22 protein-coding genes are annotated in these 15,353 nt (G+C 57.3%); 13 read left to right on the top strand and 9 right to left on the bottom strand.

From position 1 onward, the window contains the following. Window positions 1-10: 10 nt before the first annotated feature. Window positions 11-253, top strand: a complete 243-nt coding sequence (locus WKI84_RS02085) for a hypothetical protein (RefSeq protein WP_337861858.1) — start codon at window positions 11-13, stop codon at window positions 251-253. A 31-nt stretch (window positions 254-284) separates the two neighbouring features. Beyond that, entirely contained in the window at window positions 285-638 is a 354-nt protein-coding gene (locus WKI84_RS02080; RefSeq protein ID WP_337861857.1) for a hypothetical protein, read from the top strand. 29 nt (window positions 639-667) lie between these two features. Here the strand turns inward: WKI84_RS02080 and WKI84_RS02075 are convergent, their stop codons facing one another. Next, window positions 668-865, bottom strand: a complete 198-nt coding sequence (locus WKI84_RS02075) for a hypothetical protein (RefSeq protein WP_337861856.1) — start codon at window positions 863-865, stop codon at window positions 668-670. Between the two features lie 146 nt (window positions 866-1,011). Between WKI84_RS02075 and WKI84_RS02070 the strand changes: the two genes are divergently transcribed. Together WKI84_RS02070 and WKI84_RS02065 are read left to right on the top strand one after the other, a co-directional pair. Further along, window positions 1,012-1,188, top strand: coding sequence for a hypothetical protein (locus WKI84_RS02070; RefSeq protein ID WP_337861855.1), 177 nt, complete (start codon window positions 1,012-1,014; stop codon window positions 1,186-1,188). A gap of 85 nt (window positions 1,189-1,273) precedes the next feature. Continuing rightward, window positions 1,274-1,936 (top strand): hypothetical protein, encoded by a 663-nt coding sequence (locus WKI84_RS02065; protein WP_337861854.1) that lies wholly within the window; start codon window positions 1,274-1,276, stop codon window positions 1,934-1,936. A 79-nt stretch (window positions 1,937-2,015) separates the two neighbouring features. Here the strand turns inward: WKI84_RS02065 and WKI84_RS02060 are convergent, their stop codons facing one another. Beyond that, on the bottom strand, window positions 2,016-2,465 hold the full coding sequence (locus tag WKI84_RS02060; RefSeq protein ID WP_337861853.1) for a hypothetical protein: 450 nt from the start codon (window positions 2,463-2,465) through the stop codon (window positions 2,016-2,018). Between the two features lie 229 nt (window positions 2,466-2,694). Then, window positions 2,695-5,022 (bottom strand): beta-propeller domain-containing protein, encoded by a 2,328-nt coding sequence (locus WKI84_RS02055; RefSeq protein ID WP_337861852.1) that lies wholly within the window; start codon window positions 5,020-5,022, stop codon window positions 2,695-2,697. A gap of 325 nt (window positions 5,023-5,347) precedes the next feature. On the opposite strand from WKI84_RS02055, the gene WKI84_RS02050 reads away from it, so the two are divergent. Further along, complete coding sequence (locus tag WKI84_RS02050; RefSeq protein ID WP_337861851.1) at window positions 5,348-6,193, top strand: SIMPL domain-containing protein; 846 nt, start codon at window positions 5,348-5,350, stop codon at window positions 6,191-6,193. A gap of 81 nt (window positions 6,194-6,274) precedes the next feature. Here the strand turns inward: WKI84_RS02050 and WKI84_RS02045 are convergent, their stop codons facing one another. Then, a complete protein-coding gene (locus WKI84_RS02045; protein ID WP_337861850.1) occupies window positions 6,275-6,448 on the bottom strand; it encodes a hypothetical protein in 174 nt (57 codons plus the stop codon). Window positions 6,449-6,582: 134 nt separating this feature from the next. On the opposite strand from WKI84_RS02045, the gene WKI84_RS02040 reads away from it, so the two are divergent. After that, window positions 6,583-6,783: a hypothetical protein gene (locus tag WKI84_RS02040; protein WP_337861849.1), complete on the top strand. Its 201-nt coding sequence runs from the start codon at window positions 6,583-6,585 to the stop codon at window positions 6,781-6,783. Window positions 6,784-6,788: 5 nt separating this feature from the next. After that, the gene (rnhA, locus tag WKI84_RS02035; protein ID WP_337861848.1) at window positions 6,789-7,271 is read left to right on the top strand and encodes a ribonuclease HI; all 483 of its coding nucleotides are present in this window, start codon (window positions 6,789-6,791) and stop codon (window positions 7,269-7,271) included. 12 nt (window positions 7,272-7,283) lie between these two features. Here the strand turns inward: rnhA and WKI84_RS02030 are convergent, their stop codons facing one another. Together WKI84_RS02030 and WKI84_RS02025 are read right to left on the bottom strand one after the other, a co-directional pair. After that, window positions 7,284-8,054 carry a DM13 domain-containing protein gene (locus WKI84_RS02030; protein ID WP_337861847.1) on the bottom strand — a complete coding sequence of 257 codons (771 nt, stop codon included), beginning with the start codon at window positions 8,052-8,054 and terminating at the stop codon, window positions 7,284-7,286. Window positions 8,055-8,077: 23 nt separating this feature from the next. Continuing rightward, the gene (locus tag WKI84_RS02025) at window positions 8,078-9,292 is read right to left on the bottom strand and encodes an MFS transporter (RefSeq protein WP_337861846.1); all 1,215 of its coding nucleotides are present in this window, start codon (window positions 9,290-9,292) and stop codon (window positions 8,078-8,080) included. A gap of 166 nt (window positions 9,293-9,458) precedes the next feature. Here WKI84_RS02025 and WKI84_RS02020 point away from each other — a divergent pair, with 166 nt between their 5' ends. Then, window positions 9,459-10,034, top strand: coding sequence for a TetR/AcrR family transcriptional regulator (locus WKI84_RS02020; RefSeq protein ID WP_337861921.1), 576 nt, complete (start codon window positions 9,459-9,461; stop codon window positions 10,032-10,034). Between the two features lie 26 nt (window positions 10,035-10,060). On the opposite strand, the gene WKI84_RS02015 is transcribed toward WKI84_RS02020, so the two are convergent. Further along, a complete protein-coding gene (locus WKI84_RS02015) occupies window positions 10,061-10,549 on the bottom strand; it encodes a peptidylprolyl isomerase (protein WP_337861845.1) in 489 nt (162 codons plus the stop codon). On the opposite strand from WKI84_RS02015, the gene WKI84_RS02010 reads away from it, so the two are divergent. The 4 genes from WKI84_RS02010 to WKI84_RS01995 all read left to right on the top strand — a co-directional run bounded on the left by WKI84_RS02010 (window position 10,550) and on the right by WKI84_RS01995 (window position 13,575). Next, window positions 10,550-10,789, top strand: a complete 240-nt coding sequence (locus tag WKI84_RS02010) for a hypothetical protein (RefSeq protein WP_337861844.1) — start codon at window positions 10,550-10,552, stop codon at window positions 10,787-10,789. Between the two features lie 128 nt (window positions 10,790-10,917). Next, entirely contained in the window at window positions 10,918-12,792 is a 1,875-nt protein-coding gene (gene dinB, locus WKI84_RS02005; protein ID WP_337861843.1) for a DNA polymerase IV, read from the top strand. Window positions 12,793-12,869: 77 nt separating this feature from the next. Then, the gene (locus tag WKI84_RS02000; protein ID WP_337861842.1) at window positions 12,870-13,025 is read left to right on the top strand and encodes a hypothetical protein; all 156 of its coding nucleotides are present in this window, start codon (window positions 12,870-12,872) and stop codon (window positions 13,023-13,025) included. A gap of 232 nt (window positions 13,026-13,257) precedes the next feature. Continuing rightward, window positions 13,258-13,575, top strand: coding sequence for a hypothetical protein (locus tag WKI84_RS01995; RefSeq protein WP_337861841.1), 318 nt, complete (start codon window positions 13,258-13,260; stop codon window positions 13,573-13,575). Here the strand turns inward: WKI84_RS01995 and WKI84_RS01990 are convergent, their stop codons facing one another. Next, on the bottom strand, window positions 13,576-13,896 hold the full coding sequence (locus tag WKI84_RS01990; RefSeq protein WP_337861840.1) for a hypothetical protein: 321 nt from the start codon (window positions 13,894-13,896) through the stop codon (window positions 13,576-13,578). A gap of 180 nt (window positions 13,897-14,076) precedes the next feature. Here WKI84_RS01990 and WKI84_RS01985 point away from each other — a divergent pair, with 180 nt between their 5' ends. Next, window positions 14,077-14,997 carry a zinc ribbon domain-containing protein gene (locus WKI84_RS01985; RefSeq protein WP_337861839.1) on the top strand — a complete coding sequence of 307 codons (921 nt, stop codon included), beginning with the start codon at window positions 14,077-14,079 and terminating at the stop codon, window positions 14,995-14,997. A gap of 20 nt (window positions 14,998-15,017) precedes the next feature. Here the strand turns inward: WKI84_RS01985 and WKI84_RS01980 are convergent. Next, window positions 15,018-15,353: hypothetical protein (locus WKI84_RS01980; RefSeq protein WP_337861838.1), on the bottom strand; the 336-nt coding region annotated here is incomplete at its 5' end.

Here is a 15,353-nt window from a genome sequence, read left to right as displayed (position 1 = left end):
TGCGCAATCGTTGTCGGAAAACTCGGTCAGGCACATCGACACCCTGCGCGAGATGGAGGCACACAAGAGGCAGTATCAGATACGCTGCAGCCACTACGAGCTGGAGCACTGTGCGCGGGAAAGGCGCATAACCTGCGCCGTGTGCGGCAAGGTGTGGCTGTACGCCCAAGAGCGCGGCTACTCTGACGTGCGGCAGGTGTACGCTGCTGAAAGGGACGGCGCCGGCGGCGATAATGACTCGCCCACGGTCTAGGTTATATTTGGCCTGACGCGATTTCAACGTTGTGACGATGATCACGTACCACCTGCCGCCTGCAAAAGAGCTTGGGCAGGCAGGAAAGGACGGCCGGATGAACATTTTCAGGCGCTACTTTGCATCAAGCAGGTACAACCGGCTGCTCATACAGCAGGCACTGGTGCGCTCGGCGCTTGGAGGCGGCGTCGCCCGGGTTGCCGAGATGGAAAAGGCGCACAACAGGGATTTTCAGGATACCTTGAAGAAAGTGAAAAAGCTTGGGTATCTGGACGAGTTCCTGGAAGCGGTGAGGGAGGAGGACTCGGCGCTCCAAAAGATAATCGAGGCGTACGACCGGCGGATGATGGATGACTATGATGCAAGTCATCAGCGGCGGCAATAATAACAACAATAATGACGGGGGATGGCTAGCTAGCCGTGGACGTGAGTAGAGTCGTCTATCCTGCCGCACCTTGAGCATGTCCAGCTGATGTGCTCGCCGCATTGTGCGCACAGCAGGTGCGGCTTTAGCTCGTGGCCGCACTCGCGACAAGATGACCGGTACCTGCCATGGTGCCCCGCCGTCGTTGTCATGATCATCTTTTCTCTTGCAGGCAAGTAGGCGTGCATGATATATCAGGGTGCGTGAACGGCCTTGCGGAGCACTCGCCATCAGGATGTAGCATTCACCACCGGTCCAGATTTTGCAGGTCTGGAGGCGCGTTGTGTGCCAGAAGAGGAAGATTATATAATACGCCGACACCTCTAGGTCGGCTGTGGCAGTAAAAAAGATCAAGTGCGACTGCGGCAAGTTCATCGAATATACGGACAGGGTGGTGGGCGGCAGCAACTCGCAGACGGGGATCCTCGTGTGTGCCAAGTGTAGCAAAGAGCACACGATAACCTTCCTTGGCTTTCTGAGCGAGGTCAAGGGCGCTACGCTGAAACGCTGACGATCCCGGTTCCACAAGTCTTTTATTGACCGACCTGATGTCACCGACCAGCAATAATATGACGATGGTGAGCAAAAGATATGTATTGATGGCGCTGGCCATAGCCGCTGGCGCCGCGCTGCTTGCAGGCACCGCCATGAGCACGATGGCTGCAAAGGAAGACAGGGTCGCAACCGACGTGGGCAAGAGCCGCCGGCACATGGACTACAAGAATGGCGTATTCAAGGTCAGGGCAGGCGGCGGTGGATCCGTTGCGCCGTTGACGCAGTTCTATCCGCCTGTCGCCAACATCAAGGTCGGCGAGACGGTGGTCTGGTACAACCCGACGCGCGTGGCCGAGCCGCACACCGTGACGTTCTTCAAGGATCCTGCCATGTTTGCGCCTATAGAGCAGCCCTACCTGATATCGAACTCGACGGCGGTCAAGCCGCTTGCGCCGGGCAACTCTGACGCGTTCACATTCCCCGGCCCGCAGGGCGCTACAGCCATGCTCGGGGCCAATGCGCGCGCCTACAACGTCGCCGTGATAGACGGGGACGGCAAGGCGTCATACCTCCCTCCAAACACCCAGTACGCCATGCGCGGCTCCGAGCAGTACCTGAACTCTGGGTTCATCTGGCCGGAAGGGCAGGCACCGGAAGGGCTCCCGCCTGTGACGTCGTTCTCGGTCAAGTTCGAGCAGGCAGGCACGTACGACTATGTCTGCGCGATCCACCCTTGGATGACCGGCCAAGTAGTGGTCAAGTAAATAAATAAAAAGAGAACAGCGCGGCGCTACTACTGCTGCCTACCCTCTTTCTCTTTTCTTCTTTTTTTCTCTATGGCGGCTAGCGCCTTCTTGCCGCGGCGGCCTTTTTCTTGCCTGCTTTTGACCTTGCCTTGCTGTTTCTGCCTTTGCCGCCTGCGTTCTTGCCTGCCTTTGCCAGGCGCTTTTGCAGCTGGGCCACCTGCGACATCATCTTTTTGTTCTGCTGCTCGACCTGCCTGCCATGCTTGGCGCGCTCCTTGTCGGCCCTTTTCAAAGAGTCGAGGATCTGGCCTACGGTCTTTTGCATCTTTTCAATCTGCTTTGCCTGCTTTTTCACTCTGGACAGCACCTGTGCTATCATCGCCTCCTCGTTTGACACGGTGCGCTCTGGCATCGGGAGCGATGGGGCTGCTGATGGCGACTGACTGGAGGCTTCGGCTCCTTCTCCTCCTCCTGCTGCTGCCATCGTGTTCTCCTCTGTTGTTTCCGGCTGTACTGCCGTTCCCTGTTCTCCTTCTATAGTAGACATGAGATGGGGTACAGCGCGGTATCTAAAATTATTTTCTCATTGAGCAGGCCGCAGAACGTATGCGCTTACACATACGCATGTGCTGCCTCTGCCAAAGACACTCTTTTGCTCGCCAAGAGAGAGAAGGATGACAAAGAAAGAAGGAGAAGGAAAGAGGCGGTACGCCGGCAATAACAACGTCATCTAGCCGGCGCAACAAAAGCTGCGGCGTCTGCACCTCGACCTCTTCTCATCCTGCCTCTTCTCTGAGAGGCTCGGGGTACTTTATGATGCCACCCGTGCTCCCAATTTCCAGCTTGTTCAGCTCCTGCAGCGTCTGGATGTCGTTCATCTTGATCAGGTTGTTCTGCGTCACTGTGTAGAGCACGCCGTCGATAAAGAACGACCTGCCGGTGCCCTGCGGGCCATAGTAGTAGACTCCGTCGCCGCCACCCTGTCCGCCTGCAGCGGGATGCTCTATCTTGCCTTTAAGCTCTACGCCTCTGCTTTCGTTCACGTCCAGCACATAGAACCCGCGCCACGTCTTTGGCTGGATGTACCTGCCTTCTGCGTCGTGCTTGGGCTCTGCGTCGTAGCTTGTCACCGGTATGGAGAGCACGTTCCTGTTTTTGTCAAAGAAGAACGCCTTGTGGTCGTAGATGGCCTCCGAGGCGGTGCCCGAGCCCTCTATCGTGTAGCTGTCCACAAGCCGCGGGCTTGACACGTTGGACACGTCAAAGAGCGCCACCTTTACCCCTGTGGCTATCACGCCGCCGTACCCGTTGTCCTTGGTGTCCTTGCCAAGCCCTATGATGTGGTTTTCGTCATAGGGGTGCAGGTACGTCGAGTAGCCGGGCAGCTTGAGCGCGCCAAGTATCCTGGGCTGGTCCGTGGACAGATCGATCACAAAGAACGGGTCTATCCTCTGGAACGTCACCATGTACAGGCGGTCGCCGATAAAGCGCGTAGAGTAGATGGACTCGCCCGGCTCTATCTGCTCCAGCCTGCCCACCGTGTTCATCTGGGAGTCGAGCACGTACACGTTGCTGTACAGGCCCTGCGACGACGGCGAGTAGTATTCGACCGTCGTGGCGACCCTGAACCTGTCTCCCTTTTCGTCCATCGAGAACTGGTTCAGCAGCCTGCCTGGGACCTCGCCCTTGGCGACATAGTCGAGCTGGCCGTTTTCGCCTATCGCTATCTTGTGGACGACCGTCCTCATGGCGTCCTTTTGTATCTTGGCGTCGTAGTCGGCAAGCGCCTTTTGCACCTTCTCTATAAACTGCGCCTTTTCCTGCTCACTCATCATGTTGTACATGTCCTGGAGGGCGGCCGCCATCCTGTCCCACTTTTGCGAGTCAGAAAGCGACTGGTCTGCGTCTATCGTCTTGATCCGCATCTGCGCCTCCTGTGGAAGCAGCGGAACCACCACCTCAAAGAACCGCTCGCGGCTTGCCTGGCTGTAATAGTGGTAGGGCTGGTACTTTTGGTAGGCGATGTAGATGCTCTTTTCCGACACATACAGCGTCGAGGCGGGGTTCATCATGAACGTCTTGGAGTTGACCGCCCCTCCGCCGTCCTTGCCTGCGGCGAGTATGTCTATCGACGCGACCGTGTTGAAATTATAGTACGGCTCGGGGTTCTCAAAGTAGTAAACGTCTGGAACCAGCGCGCTGCCGGCCCACGCTATTTTGGGGAGCAGAGGCTGGTAATAGCTGTAGAGGTCGCTTGTCGTCACCACGTAGACGTAGTGGCCTATCATCCTTGCATTGTTGTACGCGCCTGTCAGCGTATAGTCGTTCAACAGCTTGGGGTCTTCCCTGTCAGAGATGTCTAGCACAATGACGTGCGTCTTGGGCACGTACACGGGCTGCGGCGCCACCTCGTACTGCGGTATTATGTTGTCTTGGCCGTATTCCTGGTACATCACAGCCAGCGTGTTGTTGTTCAGAAACATGTTTTGCAGGTACTGGCCCTGCTGTATGTCGAGGCCGACCTTGGCCACCACTTTGGCCGACTCGGCGGGGTATACCTCTGCTATCGTGAGCTTGTCGCCTGACAGCACGTAGGCGTACTTGCCGTCGTTTTTCATAAAGTCCGGCTCGTCGACGCCGGCGACCTGGACGTTGGTGGTGGAAAACGTCGAACCTGCTGCCGCACCTGACGCCATCGACGTGTCGGCGTTCCTGTCTGCGTCAGTTACAGTAAGCTGGATCGCAGGCGGCGCGGCGGCAATTTCTGGCCCATAGGTAGTAGAAGCTGATGGACTCCACTGCCCTGATTGGAGCTTTGTCATTCCGCCGCCAAAGTTCGACATAAGGGCGCCTCTGTTGCTCTCTACATTCACAAGGAACGCCCTGATCTCGTCAAGAGACGTAAACTTGATCAGCTTTTGGCTGGACGCTACCGTAAGTGCCGCCTGGGTCTGGCCTCCAGACTGCTGCAGCGTTCCCTCGTCGACGATCCTGGTTACTTCAGTTACCGGTATGTTGGTACTTATCGAGCTCAGGACGAGCACAAACCCTATGGCGGCCGCAATGCCTATGCCGGCCATGCCGTACATGGAAAACCTTGCCATTATCTCTTGTTCACTCCCTCTCTCCGACGATGCTATTAACCAACCTTTCCATCTTAATTCTAGAGTTTAGAACACCCTTTCTGGGGTGTTCTGACGCCGCCGTTCCAGCGTTCCACGCCAATATTCGACGTTTGGCTGATTTAAAGGTCATCTGCCAGCCCGAAACACAGGAATCCTATAAATATTGCAAAGGAAATTGCATATTTTACATAGTTATACTATCGCCAAACGACGAAAAAGCCTCCGTTCTGAAATGCAAAACAGGGGCGCGGAACGCGTTCTGAAACCTAGGCTTAGGTAGACTGGGCACAAACTAATGGCCGTCATGTCTGAACAGCAAAAGACAAACGGCAACAACAACAGCAACAAACGCAACTTTGCCCTGATTGCAGGCATCCTTGCAATAGGGCTGGTCGCGGCCAGCATCACCGGCGGCCAGATGTTGACTTTGGCGGCTGCGCAAAGTCCGCAGCCGCAAGAGCAGACAAAGGATGAGAAACCAACCGTATCGACTTCGGGATCCGCGACGGTCAAGGTCGATCCTGACAAAGTCCGCGTGGACATTGGCGTGGACACCAAGGGGGACACGGCAGCCAAGGCAGCGGCCGAGAATGCCCGGATAATGAAGCGCGTGCTTGACGCACTTGCGCGCCTTGGGATAACTGCAAACCAGACGCAGACAGGCTCGTACAGCGTGTTCCCGATATACGAGAGCGTGAGCCCGCCGTGCATCGAGATCTACCCGCAGCCGCCCGAGTGCCACCCCAAGAGCGAGGTGACAGGCTACAGGGCGGTCAACTCTGTGACGGTGACGCTCGACGCCAAGGCAGACGTGGGCAAGGTCATCGACGCGGCGGTGGAAGCAGGCGCAAACAACGTGAGCGGCGCTTACTTCTTTGTCTCCGAGGCAAAGCAGGAAGAGATCCGCGACAGCCTCATCGCCAGGGCCATAGGGAACGCCAAGGCCCGCGCAGAAAAGGCAGCGGCTGCAGTCGGGATGCAGGTGGTCAGCGTCAAGTCGATAAACCTCAACGACGTGTTCTTCCCAGTCTACTACAAGAACTTTGACGAGGCAGGCCAGAATACGACCGACGGGACGACGATACTGCCAGGACAGCAGGACATACAGATGACCGTCCAGGTCGTCTTTGAGATGGGAGTGCAAGCCTGAGAAGTAATTCCGCCATGCGAGAGGGAGAGGGGAAAAGTGGCCCCTCGCCCTTTCCTCCAAAATTTTTCTTATCCTGCTTTTTTATTTTAGCGACCTGTACAGCGCAAGCTTTTTCTTCAAAAGTGATATCTCGTCGTCTTTTGCGCGCACCTGCTCTGTCAGCCTGGCGATCTCGTCTATGAGCTCTGTCTTTGAGCTCTTTGCGTACTTTTGGTAGTAGTTGTGCCGGCCCTGGTGCGGTTCTGCCTGCGTCATTTCTATTTGCAGCCTTTGCAAAAAAGGTGAAAAGACATCGACAGATGACAAATTTACCTTTAGCTTTAATTTAGCTGATTCTAATAGAAACCTCTTACTCAAGCGTTAATATCGATTTTTGGCCTCTCTAAAGCGTGGGCGTCATCACGTGGGTGGCCTTGGGCATGCTTGTACTTGCCGTACTGGGGCTTGGATGGCAGACCTTTTTCTCTGGCGTCGTACAAGGCGTGAAAAAAGTCGGCGACAACCCCGTGGTAAAGGGGATCGCCGGCAAGGTCTCTGACGCCGCGCAGGAGCTGGGCGATAAGGTGATAACCAGCGCGCCTCCTCGATAGTACTGTTGCAAAAGGCAAAAGAGGTGGAGGTGTTTTTTGACGGCCTGTGCCAGCCGATAAACCCGGGCGGCATTGCATGCTACGCGTACGTGGTCAAGGACAGAGGCAGCGGCGCCACGCTCAAAAGCGAGCACGGCCTTGCAGCCGAGCCTTTTTCACCCGACGCGACAAACAACGTGGCCGAATACACCGCGCTGATAAAGGCGTTAGAGTGGCTCGCAGCAAGCGGCCTTGAACCTGAAAAGATAGTGGTCAAGAGCGACTCGCAGCTGGTGGTGAACCAGATGAACGGCCGGTTCAAGGTGGGCACAAAGCGCATCGTGCCCCTCTTTAGAAAGGCTGCCGAGCTAAAGGCCCGCTTCAGGGATGTCAGAATAGAGTGGGTGCCCCGGTCTGAGAACCGGGAAGCCGACAGACTGACAAACAGGGCGTACAACCAGGCGTTCATCGACAACCCTGCGCTTTTTGACAAGATAGCCAAAAAATGAGAAAGGGATCATTCAGGCGGCCGAGAGCTGGGCCCCGCCAAAATACACAGAGAACGACTTGCACCAGATGACGACGTTGTCGTACTTTTCCAGGTCGACGCCTTCTGGCAGCTCATAGTTCTGGTTCCCGCTGCTTGCCTTGAGCCTGCCTAAGTCAACATAGTCTGTCACGCCCCTGTCAGTCGCAAGGTAGACGTAGAGGTCAGGCCCATTTGTCACCTTGAAGTCTTCAAGCCTCAGCAGCGCGCTGCCGTCCTCCAGGTGCAGCACCCTTGCGATGCCCTCGGCGTTGTGGAACCCGTCGCCGGCGCCTGAAAAGACGCCCCCGATCTCCTCTGTCGTGGCCTCTGCGGCGGTGCCGGCAGTGGCTTCATTTTCCTTCTCCATTGCACCTTTTGTAGTAGCTGAGTCTTTCTCCTCTTCCTCATCTTCATCATCCATCGCTGCGGCGCTTTCATCTTTTACCATGACATCTCCCTTCTCTTCTTTCTTGTCGGCCATGGCTGCTTCTCCCTTTTCCTCCATCGCTGTCTCGCCTTGCTGCTGTCGGCCGCCTTCCGCGGCCATGTGCTTGGCATCATCATCATCGTCGTCGTCAGCAGTAGAATCTTTTTCTTGTGCCGGCTCTGCCGCGTCGTTCATGCCTGCCTCTGACGACACTGCTGTAGGAGGCAGCGGCTCGTCTATCGTGGTGCTGACAAAAAGCGGCGCGGCGGCGTACGCTGCAGCAGGCACCAGAATTGCGGCTGCGATTATCGCGATTATGACGTTCTTTCTGTTCATGGAGGCTGCAGCTGCGCCGATTATTAAAACGATTTTTCCAGATCTCGTCCAGATCTGCTCACATTTGCGCTGCTACTGACTGCCTGCCTTTTCAGCGTCCTTGACATGGCAAACGACCCTGCGGTGACTGCAAACGCAAAGAGCAGCACAGACCTGATCCCGAAAAGCTCGGCAATTATCCCGCCTGCAAGCGGCCCTGCTATTGCCCCGACGCTTATCGTCGATTCGAGAAGCGCGCTGGAAGTCGCCTTCTCCCTGTTCCTGTCCAGGAGCAGCAGGAGCGAGCCTATGTACAGCGTGCTCCATGACACGCCAAGCACCACCTGTATGGGGAACGCCTGCCAGTACTCTTGCGCCACGAAATACAGGCCAAACACGGCCGCTGACAGGGCAGCCCCAAGCTGTATCGACCTGTAATAGTTGGAATGCGTGAACCTGCCAAACCTGTTCATGAAGACAAACTGGGTCATGGCGTTTGCCGCGTATATGGCGCCAATCCAGAAATCGCTGGCGCCAAGCTCCTTTGCCAGAAAGATGGGGAACATACTCCACACGGCGCTTGCCCCGAACTGGCGCAAAAAGAACGACGAGTAGACCGTCCTGTTGTGGCGCAAAAGTTCAAGCGTGGTGCGCACACTGCCGCCCCCAGTCTTGCCTTCCATTTCATCTTCTTTGTTCGTCTCTGCATCGTCTGCCGGGGAGTGCCTGAGCCTGAGCGACACTGCAAACCCTGCAAAGAACATGGCTCCGCTGAGCGCAAAGACGACCCTTGCGTCGCCGGCAAACGCTTCCTTGAGCGCGCCGGCGCCAATAGTGCCCACGAACCACCCAAGCGAGCCAAACGAGATGATGCCTGCAAGGGCCAGCTTTTTTGCGCTTGCCTCGTACGCCTTGGCGATGAGTGCCCCTGCATAGACGCCGGTTGCGACGCCGGCAAAGATCCTGATGGCAAAGAGCGACAGGCCGTCAAACGCAAGCAGGTGCATGAAAAACGCCGCCGCGCAGAGCAGGTAGCCAAGCCTGATGAGCACAAGCCGCGCCCGGGAGCCGCGCCCGTCGTAGATCCTTGCAAAATACGCGTAGGAAAGCGCCTGCGCCAGGCCGTACCCTGCGACTATGGCGCCCACCAGCACGTACGAGTTTGTGAGCGCGTTTGCAAACAGCGGCATAAAGGTGGCAGTCGCGCCGATGCCTGCGCTCTCTACAAGGTTGAGCGCCTTGAGGCTAAAAGACTTCAACGACTTTCACCCGCACCGGCAATGGACATCTTTTTTCTCGCAAGCTCCTAATATACCGCGCATCTATAAAAATGACTGACCAGTCAGTTATGTTTATTAGCGACTGGTGCCAACTCTGTTTCACAATGCCGAGGTGTGAGTCTGCCTAGTGCCAAAAGTGACCAGCATGCACAAGGCCGAGGTGCGGGACAGGATAATCCACGCCGCCATAGAGAGCTTTTCGCAGGCAGGCTTTGACCGCACCAAGATGGACGACATCGCCCGGCGGATAGGGCTCAGCAAGGGCACGCTCTATCTCTACTTCAAGAGCAAAGAGGACCTGTTCATCGCGATAAGCGAGCACTATATCAACCAGCTTCGTGAGCCGCTGGACGCCGAAGCGCCCACCAGGGAGGACCTGGTGGCAGACGCAGAGCAGTTTTACGAGACGTTCCGCAAGATTGGTCGCCCCGGCGACGACCGCGTCATCTTTGAGATGCTGGTCGAGTCCACGCGCAACCCCCGGCTGAAAAAGGCTATGCACGAGCACAGGCTGCGCGTCCACGGCGTAATCGTATCGTACCTGCAAAGGCAGGTCGAGCGCGGCTTTTTCAGGAGCGACATAGACATTGACAGCCTTGCCTGGGCGTTCATGTCTGCCTGGGTGGGGCTCACCATCTACAAGCTGTGCGGGGTGAGCGAGCCGACCGTGAAAAAGGCGTGGGCCTCGATGATGAGGGCGGCGTACGCCGGCATGGGCTGATTGTCAGCCGCGGCCTGCCTAAATATCTAGTCGCTGTACGTCACTTTTACCATTCTGGCCTGCTCGGCGTCCACGGGCGCGTCGTTTGGGCCCGTCTTTAGCGCGGCTATCTTGTCAACTGCGTCCATGCCCGAGGTCACCTTGCCAAAGACGGTGTACTGGTTGTCCAGAAAGTTAGAGTCTTTGAGCACGATAAAGAACTGCGAGCCGGCGCTGTTTGGGTCCATCGCCCTTGCCATCGAAAGCACGCCCCGGGAGTGCTTTATCTTGTTGAACTCGGCCTTGACCGTCCATCCCGGGCCGCCGGTGCCCCACCTCGACTTGTTCTCCATCTTTTTGGTCAGAGGGTCGCCGCCCTGTATCACAAAGCCGGGCACTATCCTGTGGAAGAGGGTGCCGTCGTAAAAGCCAGACGAGGCCAGCTTTTTGAAATTCTCTACGTGCTTTGGGGCCACGTCTGGAAAGAACTCGATGTTTATGTCTCCAAATTTCGTCTCTATCTTGCCGGTTGGCATATGCCGGCGTTAAAGCTGGCAGCGGTATTTGAACCAACTGAGGAGGGAGGAGAAAGGTCATTAGCAGGTTCGACGATCAACTATTGTAGACTGGCCATGCGGTGCCATGAATACCTCTCGCCATTGAAGGAGCGGTATGCCGAGTGCCGGCTCTGCGGCAAGAGGACACCTCATGCCTGCGTCAAGTGCGGCTACTGTTACTCGTGCCATCCAGCAGTCGAGCGCGTGGCAAGCGCCTGACCTGTTCTGTTCTTTATCTCCAGCCGCCCTCACTATCATGTCCCCACCTATCTACTCCCTCCCTCTAACCCCCCACCCTCCCCCGCAGGTATCTCATCCGTTATATCCCTCCTCCAAAAAGCTGCCTTTTGCAATTGAAGTACTTTGCAGGATGCGCCGGCTGGAGGTTCCTGCGCGGCCTGTATCCCGACTCGCTTGCGCCCAAGGAATACCTGTCCTATTATTCGAGGATCTTTGACATAGTCGAAGTCGCCCTGCCAGCGACTTACCGTTTCTCGCTAAAGCACTGGGCCGCCGAGACGCCGCCGGCTTTTCGGTTCGCAGTGCGCTTGCCTCCGCTGGAGGCGGTGGAGGGGGAAGGCCGGCTCGGAGCCTTTCTGGAAGGGCTGGCGCCTGTCGAGGAGAAGGTGCTCGCAGTCGTCGTGCGGGCTCCGGACATCGAGTTTGCAGACGGCGGGCGCAGGTGGCTTGAAGAGACGCTTGACGCGTGCACCTACCACGGCTATTCCGTCGTGATCGACCCCGTGCACCAGTCGTGGTTCTCAGACCTTGCATACGGGATCATGAGGAGGCGCGGCACGGCGCTCATGTGGTCGAGTGGCAGGCAGGGCCCGCCGCAGGCCGCAGTCACGTCTGACACCATCTATTTGCGCCTGGCCGGGGCGGCAACAGAAGGAAGCAATGACAACAGTGGCATGTGGAAGGCGTGGGTGGACAAGGCCCGGCAAGAGGCGCAGGACGACAGGCGCGTCGAAACCACTGTGATCATTGCAGACCACCCCGGAATTGCCAACGCCGCCCTTGCCGCGCTCGGGCTGCCTGAGAAAAAGTACGCCGGCCCTCTTCTTACTCTAAAGCCCGTCTCCGCAGCAAACCTTTCGCAGCAGGGTGCAAGAAAGTGGTGGACCGGCAGGGCGGTTGCCTGCATCGACCTCAACGCGTTCTATCCATCATGCGAGGAGCTGCGCGAGCCGGCGCTCAGGGGCGCGCCCCACGCAGTCATCATGACCGACCAGCCTGCCGGCAGCATAACCCGGGGCGTGGTGTCGTCGTGCTCGTACGCGGCGCGCCGGTTCGGGGTAAAGTCTGCCATGCCCCTCTCAAGGGCGCTTGCCCTCTGCCCCGACCTCATCCTGCGGCCCGTCGATATCCCGTATTACAAGCAGGTGTCCGAGAAGGTGATGGCCGTCCTGGCCGGGTTTGCCTCCGTGCTTGAGCAGGCAAGCATCGACGAGGCGTTTGTCGACTGCACCGACAGGCTTGCTGCCGCCCCCGGAGCGGGCCCGGAACGCTATGCGGCCGATATAAAGAAGGCTATTCTGGAGCGCTGCGGCCTCTCCGTCTCTGTCGGGATAGCGCCGACCAAGTCGGCGGCCAAGATAGCATGCGATTTTGTCAAGCCGGACGGCACCACCATCGTCTACCCGGACCAGCTGCAGGACTTTTTGGCCCCGCTTGAGGTGGGGCGCATATCCGGCATCGGCCCCAAGACGCAGCAGGAGCTCAAGAGGGCGATGGGGGTAGAGACGATAGGGCAGCTTGCGGCCTGCGACGTGCAAAGGCTTGCAGCCCTGTTTGGCAAAAACATGGGAGTCTGGATGTGGCACGTGGCGACGGGGGCAGACGACGAGCCGGTCCAGCCCCGCGACGACCATGTCTCGGTGAGCACAGAGCACAGCCTTGAGCTCCACGCCAGGAGCCGGGACGAGGTGATCGCCCACCTCCACGGCCTGGTCGACGAGCTTTATTCCCGCATCGCCAGGAAAGGCTACATGTTCCGCACCGTCGGCGTCAAGCTGGTGCGAAGCGACTTTGCCACCGAGTCGAGGGAGGTGTCGTTTCAGGGCGCCAAGGCGGGGCGGGAGGCCATAGCCTCTGCGATACCCGTGCTTGCGGACCGCTTCTCATACGACGGCAAGCCGGTGCGCAAGGTCGGGCTGCGGGTCACCAACCTCGTCTCTCCCGGCGGCCAGAAACAGACAACGCTTCTAGATTTTGGTTAACGTATATTGTTATGTACGTCTACAATATTCGTCCGATGCGCTTATAGCTGCACTTGCGCATTCACCCATGTACAAACATGGGTCAAAGGCCAGAAACCGTGCCTGACGCCGAAGTCCTGTTCTACTGCGAGCAGTGCAGCCTGGTGTTTCTGGACCCGAGGGACGCATCCGCCCACGAGGCGATATCTAGCCATGCGATGCACCGGCTCGCCCCTTTTGCTGCTTCTGAATAACAGTGCTGCGCGTAAACTGCAAGACACTGTACACCCACTCATTATTACCATCCTGCAGCCAACAATCCCTATCGTACCGCCAGCCAACCCGCCCCTCTACAAGATGAGAGGGGCCGCCGAGGTACGCGCCCGCCTCCAACAAACCTTTCCCCATAAGAGGTTCATCTCGGGGGCGGGCCTCGCATCTTTTTAAATAAGGGCATATCCAAGATATTCTAGAGAGCTGCTGCCGATGGACGAAGCGACCAAGAAATTCATGATGAACCAGCTGATGTGGATAGGCATCTATTTTGCCATCAGCATAGCCATCTCGCTGATCCTCCCCTTCCCTATATCGCTGGTCGTGTTGATTGGAGTCATAATCGGGATAGCGTACTGGCGCAGGCGCGCAATGATGCGCCGGATGGGGCAGGCCGGCCCGTCCTTCTTTGGCGGCGGCAACCCGTTTGCCTCAAAGGGCATAGACTATTACTGCATGAACTGCGGAACAAAGCACAACAAGGCGTCGTGCCCAAACTGCGGCTCAAAGCTGAAAAAGGCAGGCTTTTAGTCAGCAGTCGCGCAGCTTTTTGATGCTCTCTGCAAAGCCCCTGCCTTCGCACGCTGCCGGGTCGAGACCAAGCTCCTGGTACACCTTTCTGCACACCACGGAGAGTATGACGTCTCCTCCCTTGCCGAGTATCGACGACACTGCCCTTTCGAACAGCTCGGGCCGGCTTTCGATGGCCTGCACGACTTCCATCTCGCTCCCGAGGTAGTCGCAGTTTATCTTGTCCACCAGGGCGTCCATGATGCGGTGGCCCAGAACCCCTTCAAGGTTTGAAACCACAACCGCTGCTACCCTGTCGTGCTTTAGCCCCGGCACTCCCACCTTTACCCAATGGTTTTAGGTTAAAAAAACTTAGTGTCGAAACCGGCTTTGTGTAAAAAGTGATATGGCCCCGTTCAATTAGGATCGTAAGCTCAAGATTTCCCACTCAACTCCTGACTTTTTAACAAAGCCGTCGAAACCGGAAAGCAATATAGGAAAGACGCTGGAAAACCGCAACCCATGGGCAAAACAGAGACTTTTACCAACCTGTATACAGATCTTGGAAGGCTGGCCACTAGGATCGAGACCTACCTCCAGGAGAACAACTTTGAAGTCGCGTTCTCCAAGGACCAGACCGAGCCGGCCTCGTGGTTTTTCATACAAGCGAGAAAGGCGGGCGCGCTCAGGACGGCTGCAGGGGCGAGGCGCAGCACCGACATTACCATAAAGGGCTCGCCTGAAAAGTTTGAAGTCACCGTAGGCACCGGCGAGTGGGGCAAGAACCTGGTGACTTCTGCGCCCCTGTTCATCGTGCCTGTTGTAGGCATCACTGCGTCGCTTGTCAAGCTGTACACTGCCAAGAAATTCGAAGACAACCTGTGGAAGTTCGTACGCGACCAAGCACGGTTCCTGGCAGACAGCGCAAGAGCAGGCCCTGCCACGGCAGGGGCACGAGATGCTGCAGGCGCGCCGTCAGCCGCGGCCGTCGACAGCCGGGCCTACGACTGCGACTATGTTGAAGGGTGGCCGGGATGGAAGGGGCAGTCGCTTGGGGGCAAGCTGGTGCTCTTTAGAGAAAAGGGCGGCAAGAACCGGCTGGTCTTCAAGCCCACCTCCGGGGTGGAAGAGATGATCATACCTGCAACAGACATTTCAGAGGCCACCATAATCACAAGGAAAAAGGGGCTGCATGAGGACGACCTGATGATCCAGCTTGCCTGCAAAGACGACAAGGGCAGGGCCGCCAGGCCGGTCTTTAACCTGAACGACGACATCATACGCGGCGTGCTTGCCGGCATAGACGAGCTGGTCGGCGAGGACAAGGTGCTGCGCAGCTTTGGGCAGATGAACGTGACGACTGCGACGAAATACTGCACTAGCTGCGGGTCGTCGATGTCAAAGGACGCGCGCTTTTGCCCCGCGTGCGGCCAAAAGCAGTGATTGAAAAAACCTCTCTTTCTTTATTTCTTTATCCTGTAGAGGTTGCCCCGCGACACGACGGCCGGGCGGGCCTCTCCTTTTTTCGCTATCTCGTAGTCTATGCGCAGGATGCCGTATTTCTCTTCATCATCATTCTTTTTGCCTGCCACCCTGTATCTTGCTTCAAGCGCGTCGCCTGCGTACACCTCGCCCATAAAGCGCGTCTGCCTTCCGCCCCATCCGGGGTCGCCGTCCATGCCGTACAGAAGCATGACGCAGCCGGAAAACTCGGCAAGGCGCGTCATCTCTCCCTCTGCCCTTGCGATTATCGCCCGACCCGGGATCAGCGTCCCCCTGATGCCTTCCCTTGCCGCAAG

The sequence above is a fragment of the Nitrososphaera sp. genome, assembly GCF_037447015.1.
Classification (GTDB): domain Archaea; phylum Thermoproteota; class Nitrososphaeria; order Nitrososphaerales; family Nitrososphaeraceae; genus Nitrososphaera.
The sequence above is the reverse complement of the archived record's forward strand: the minus strand, read 5'-3'. Positions and strand labels throughout refer to the sequence as shown.

Coding starts and splice junctions, on each gene's coding strand:
- WKI84_RS02000 (WP_337861842.1), top strand. CDS start 12,870: ATGGGTCAAAGGCCAGAAACCGTGCCTGACGCCGAAGTCCTGTTCTAC.
- WKI84_RS02075 (WP_337861856.1), bottom strand. CDS start 865: ATGCACGCCTACTTGCCTGCAAGAGAAAAGATGATCATGACAACGACG.
- WKI84_RS02010 (WP_337861844.1), top strand. CDS start 10,550: ATGCCGGCGTTAAAGCTGGCAGCGGTATTTGAACCAACTGAGGAGGGA.
- WKI84_RS02060 (WP_337861853.1), bottom strand. CDS start 2,465: ATGTCTACTATAGAAGGAGAACAGGGAACGGCAGTACAGCCGGAAACA.
- WKI84_RS01995 (WP_337861841.1), top strand. CDS start 13,258: ATGGACGAAGCGACCAAGAAATTCATGATGAACCAGCTGATGTGGATA.
- WKI84_RS02015 (WP_337861845.1), bottom strand. CDS start 10,549: ATGCCAACCGGCAAGATAGAGACGAAATTTGGAGACATAAACATCGAG.
- WKI84_RS02030 (WP_337861847.1), bottom strand. CDS start 8,054: ATGAACAGAAAGAACGTCATAATCGCGATAATCGCAGCCGCAATTCTG.
- WKI84_RS02055 (WP_337861852.1), bottom strand. CDS start 5,022: ATGGCAAGGTTTTCCATGTACGGCATGGCCGGCATAGGCATTGCGGCC.
- WKI84_RS02045 (WP_337861850.1), bottom strand. CDS start 6,448: ATGACGCAGGCAGAACCGCACCAGGGCCGGCACAACTACTACCAAAAG.
- WKI84_RS02050 (WP_337861851.1), top strand. CDS start 5,348: ATGTCTGAACAGCAAAAGACAAACGGCAACAACAACAGCAACAAACGC.
- WKI84_RS01985 (WP_337861839.1), top strand. CDS start 14,077: ATGGGCAAAACAGAGACTTTTACCAACCTGTATACAGATCTTGGAAGG.
- WKI84_RS02020 (WP_337861921.1), top strand. CDS start 9,459: ATGCACAAGGCCGAGGTGCGGGACAGGATAATCCACGCCGCCATAGAG.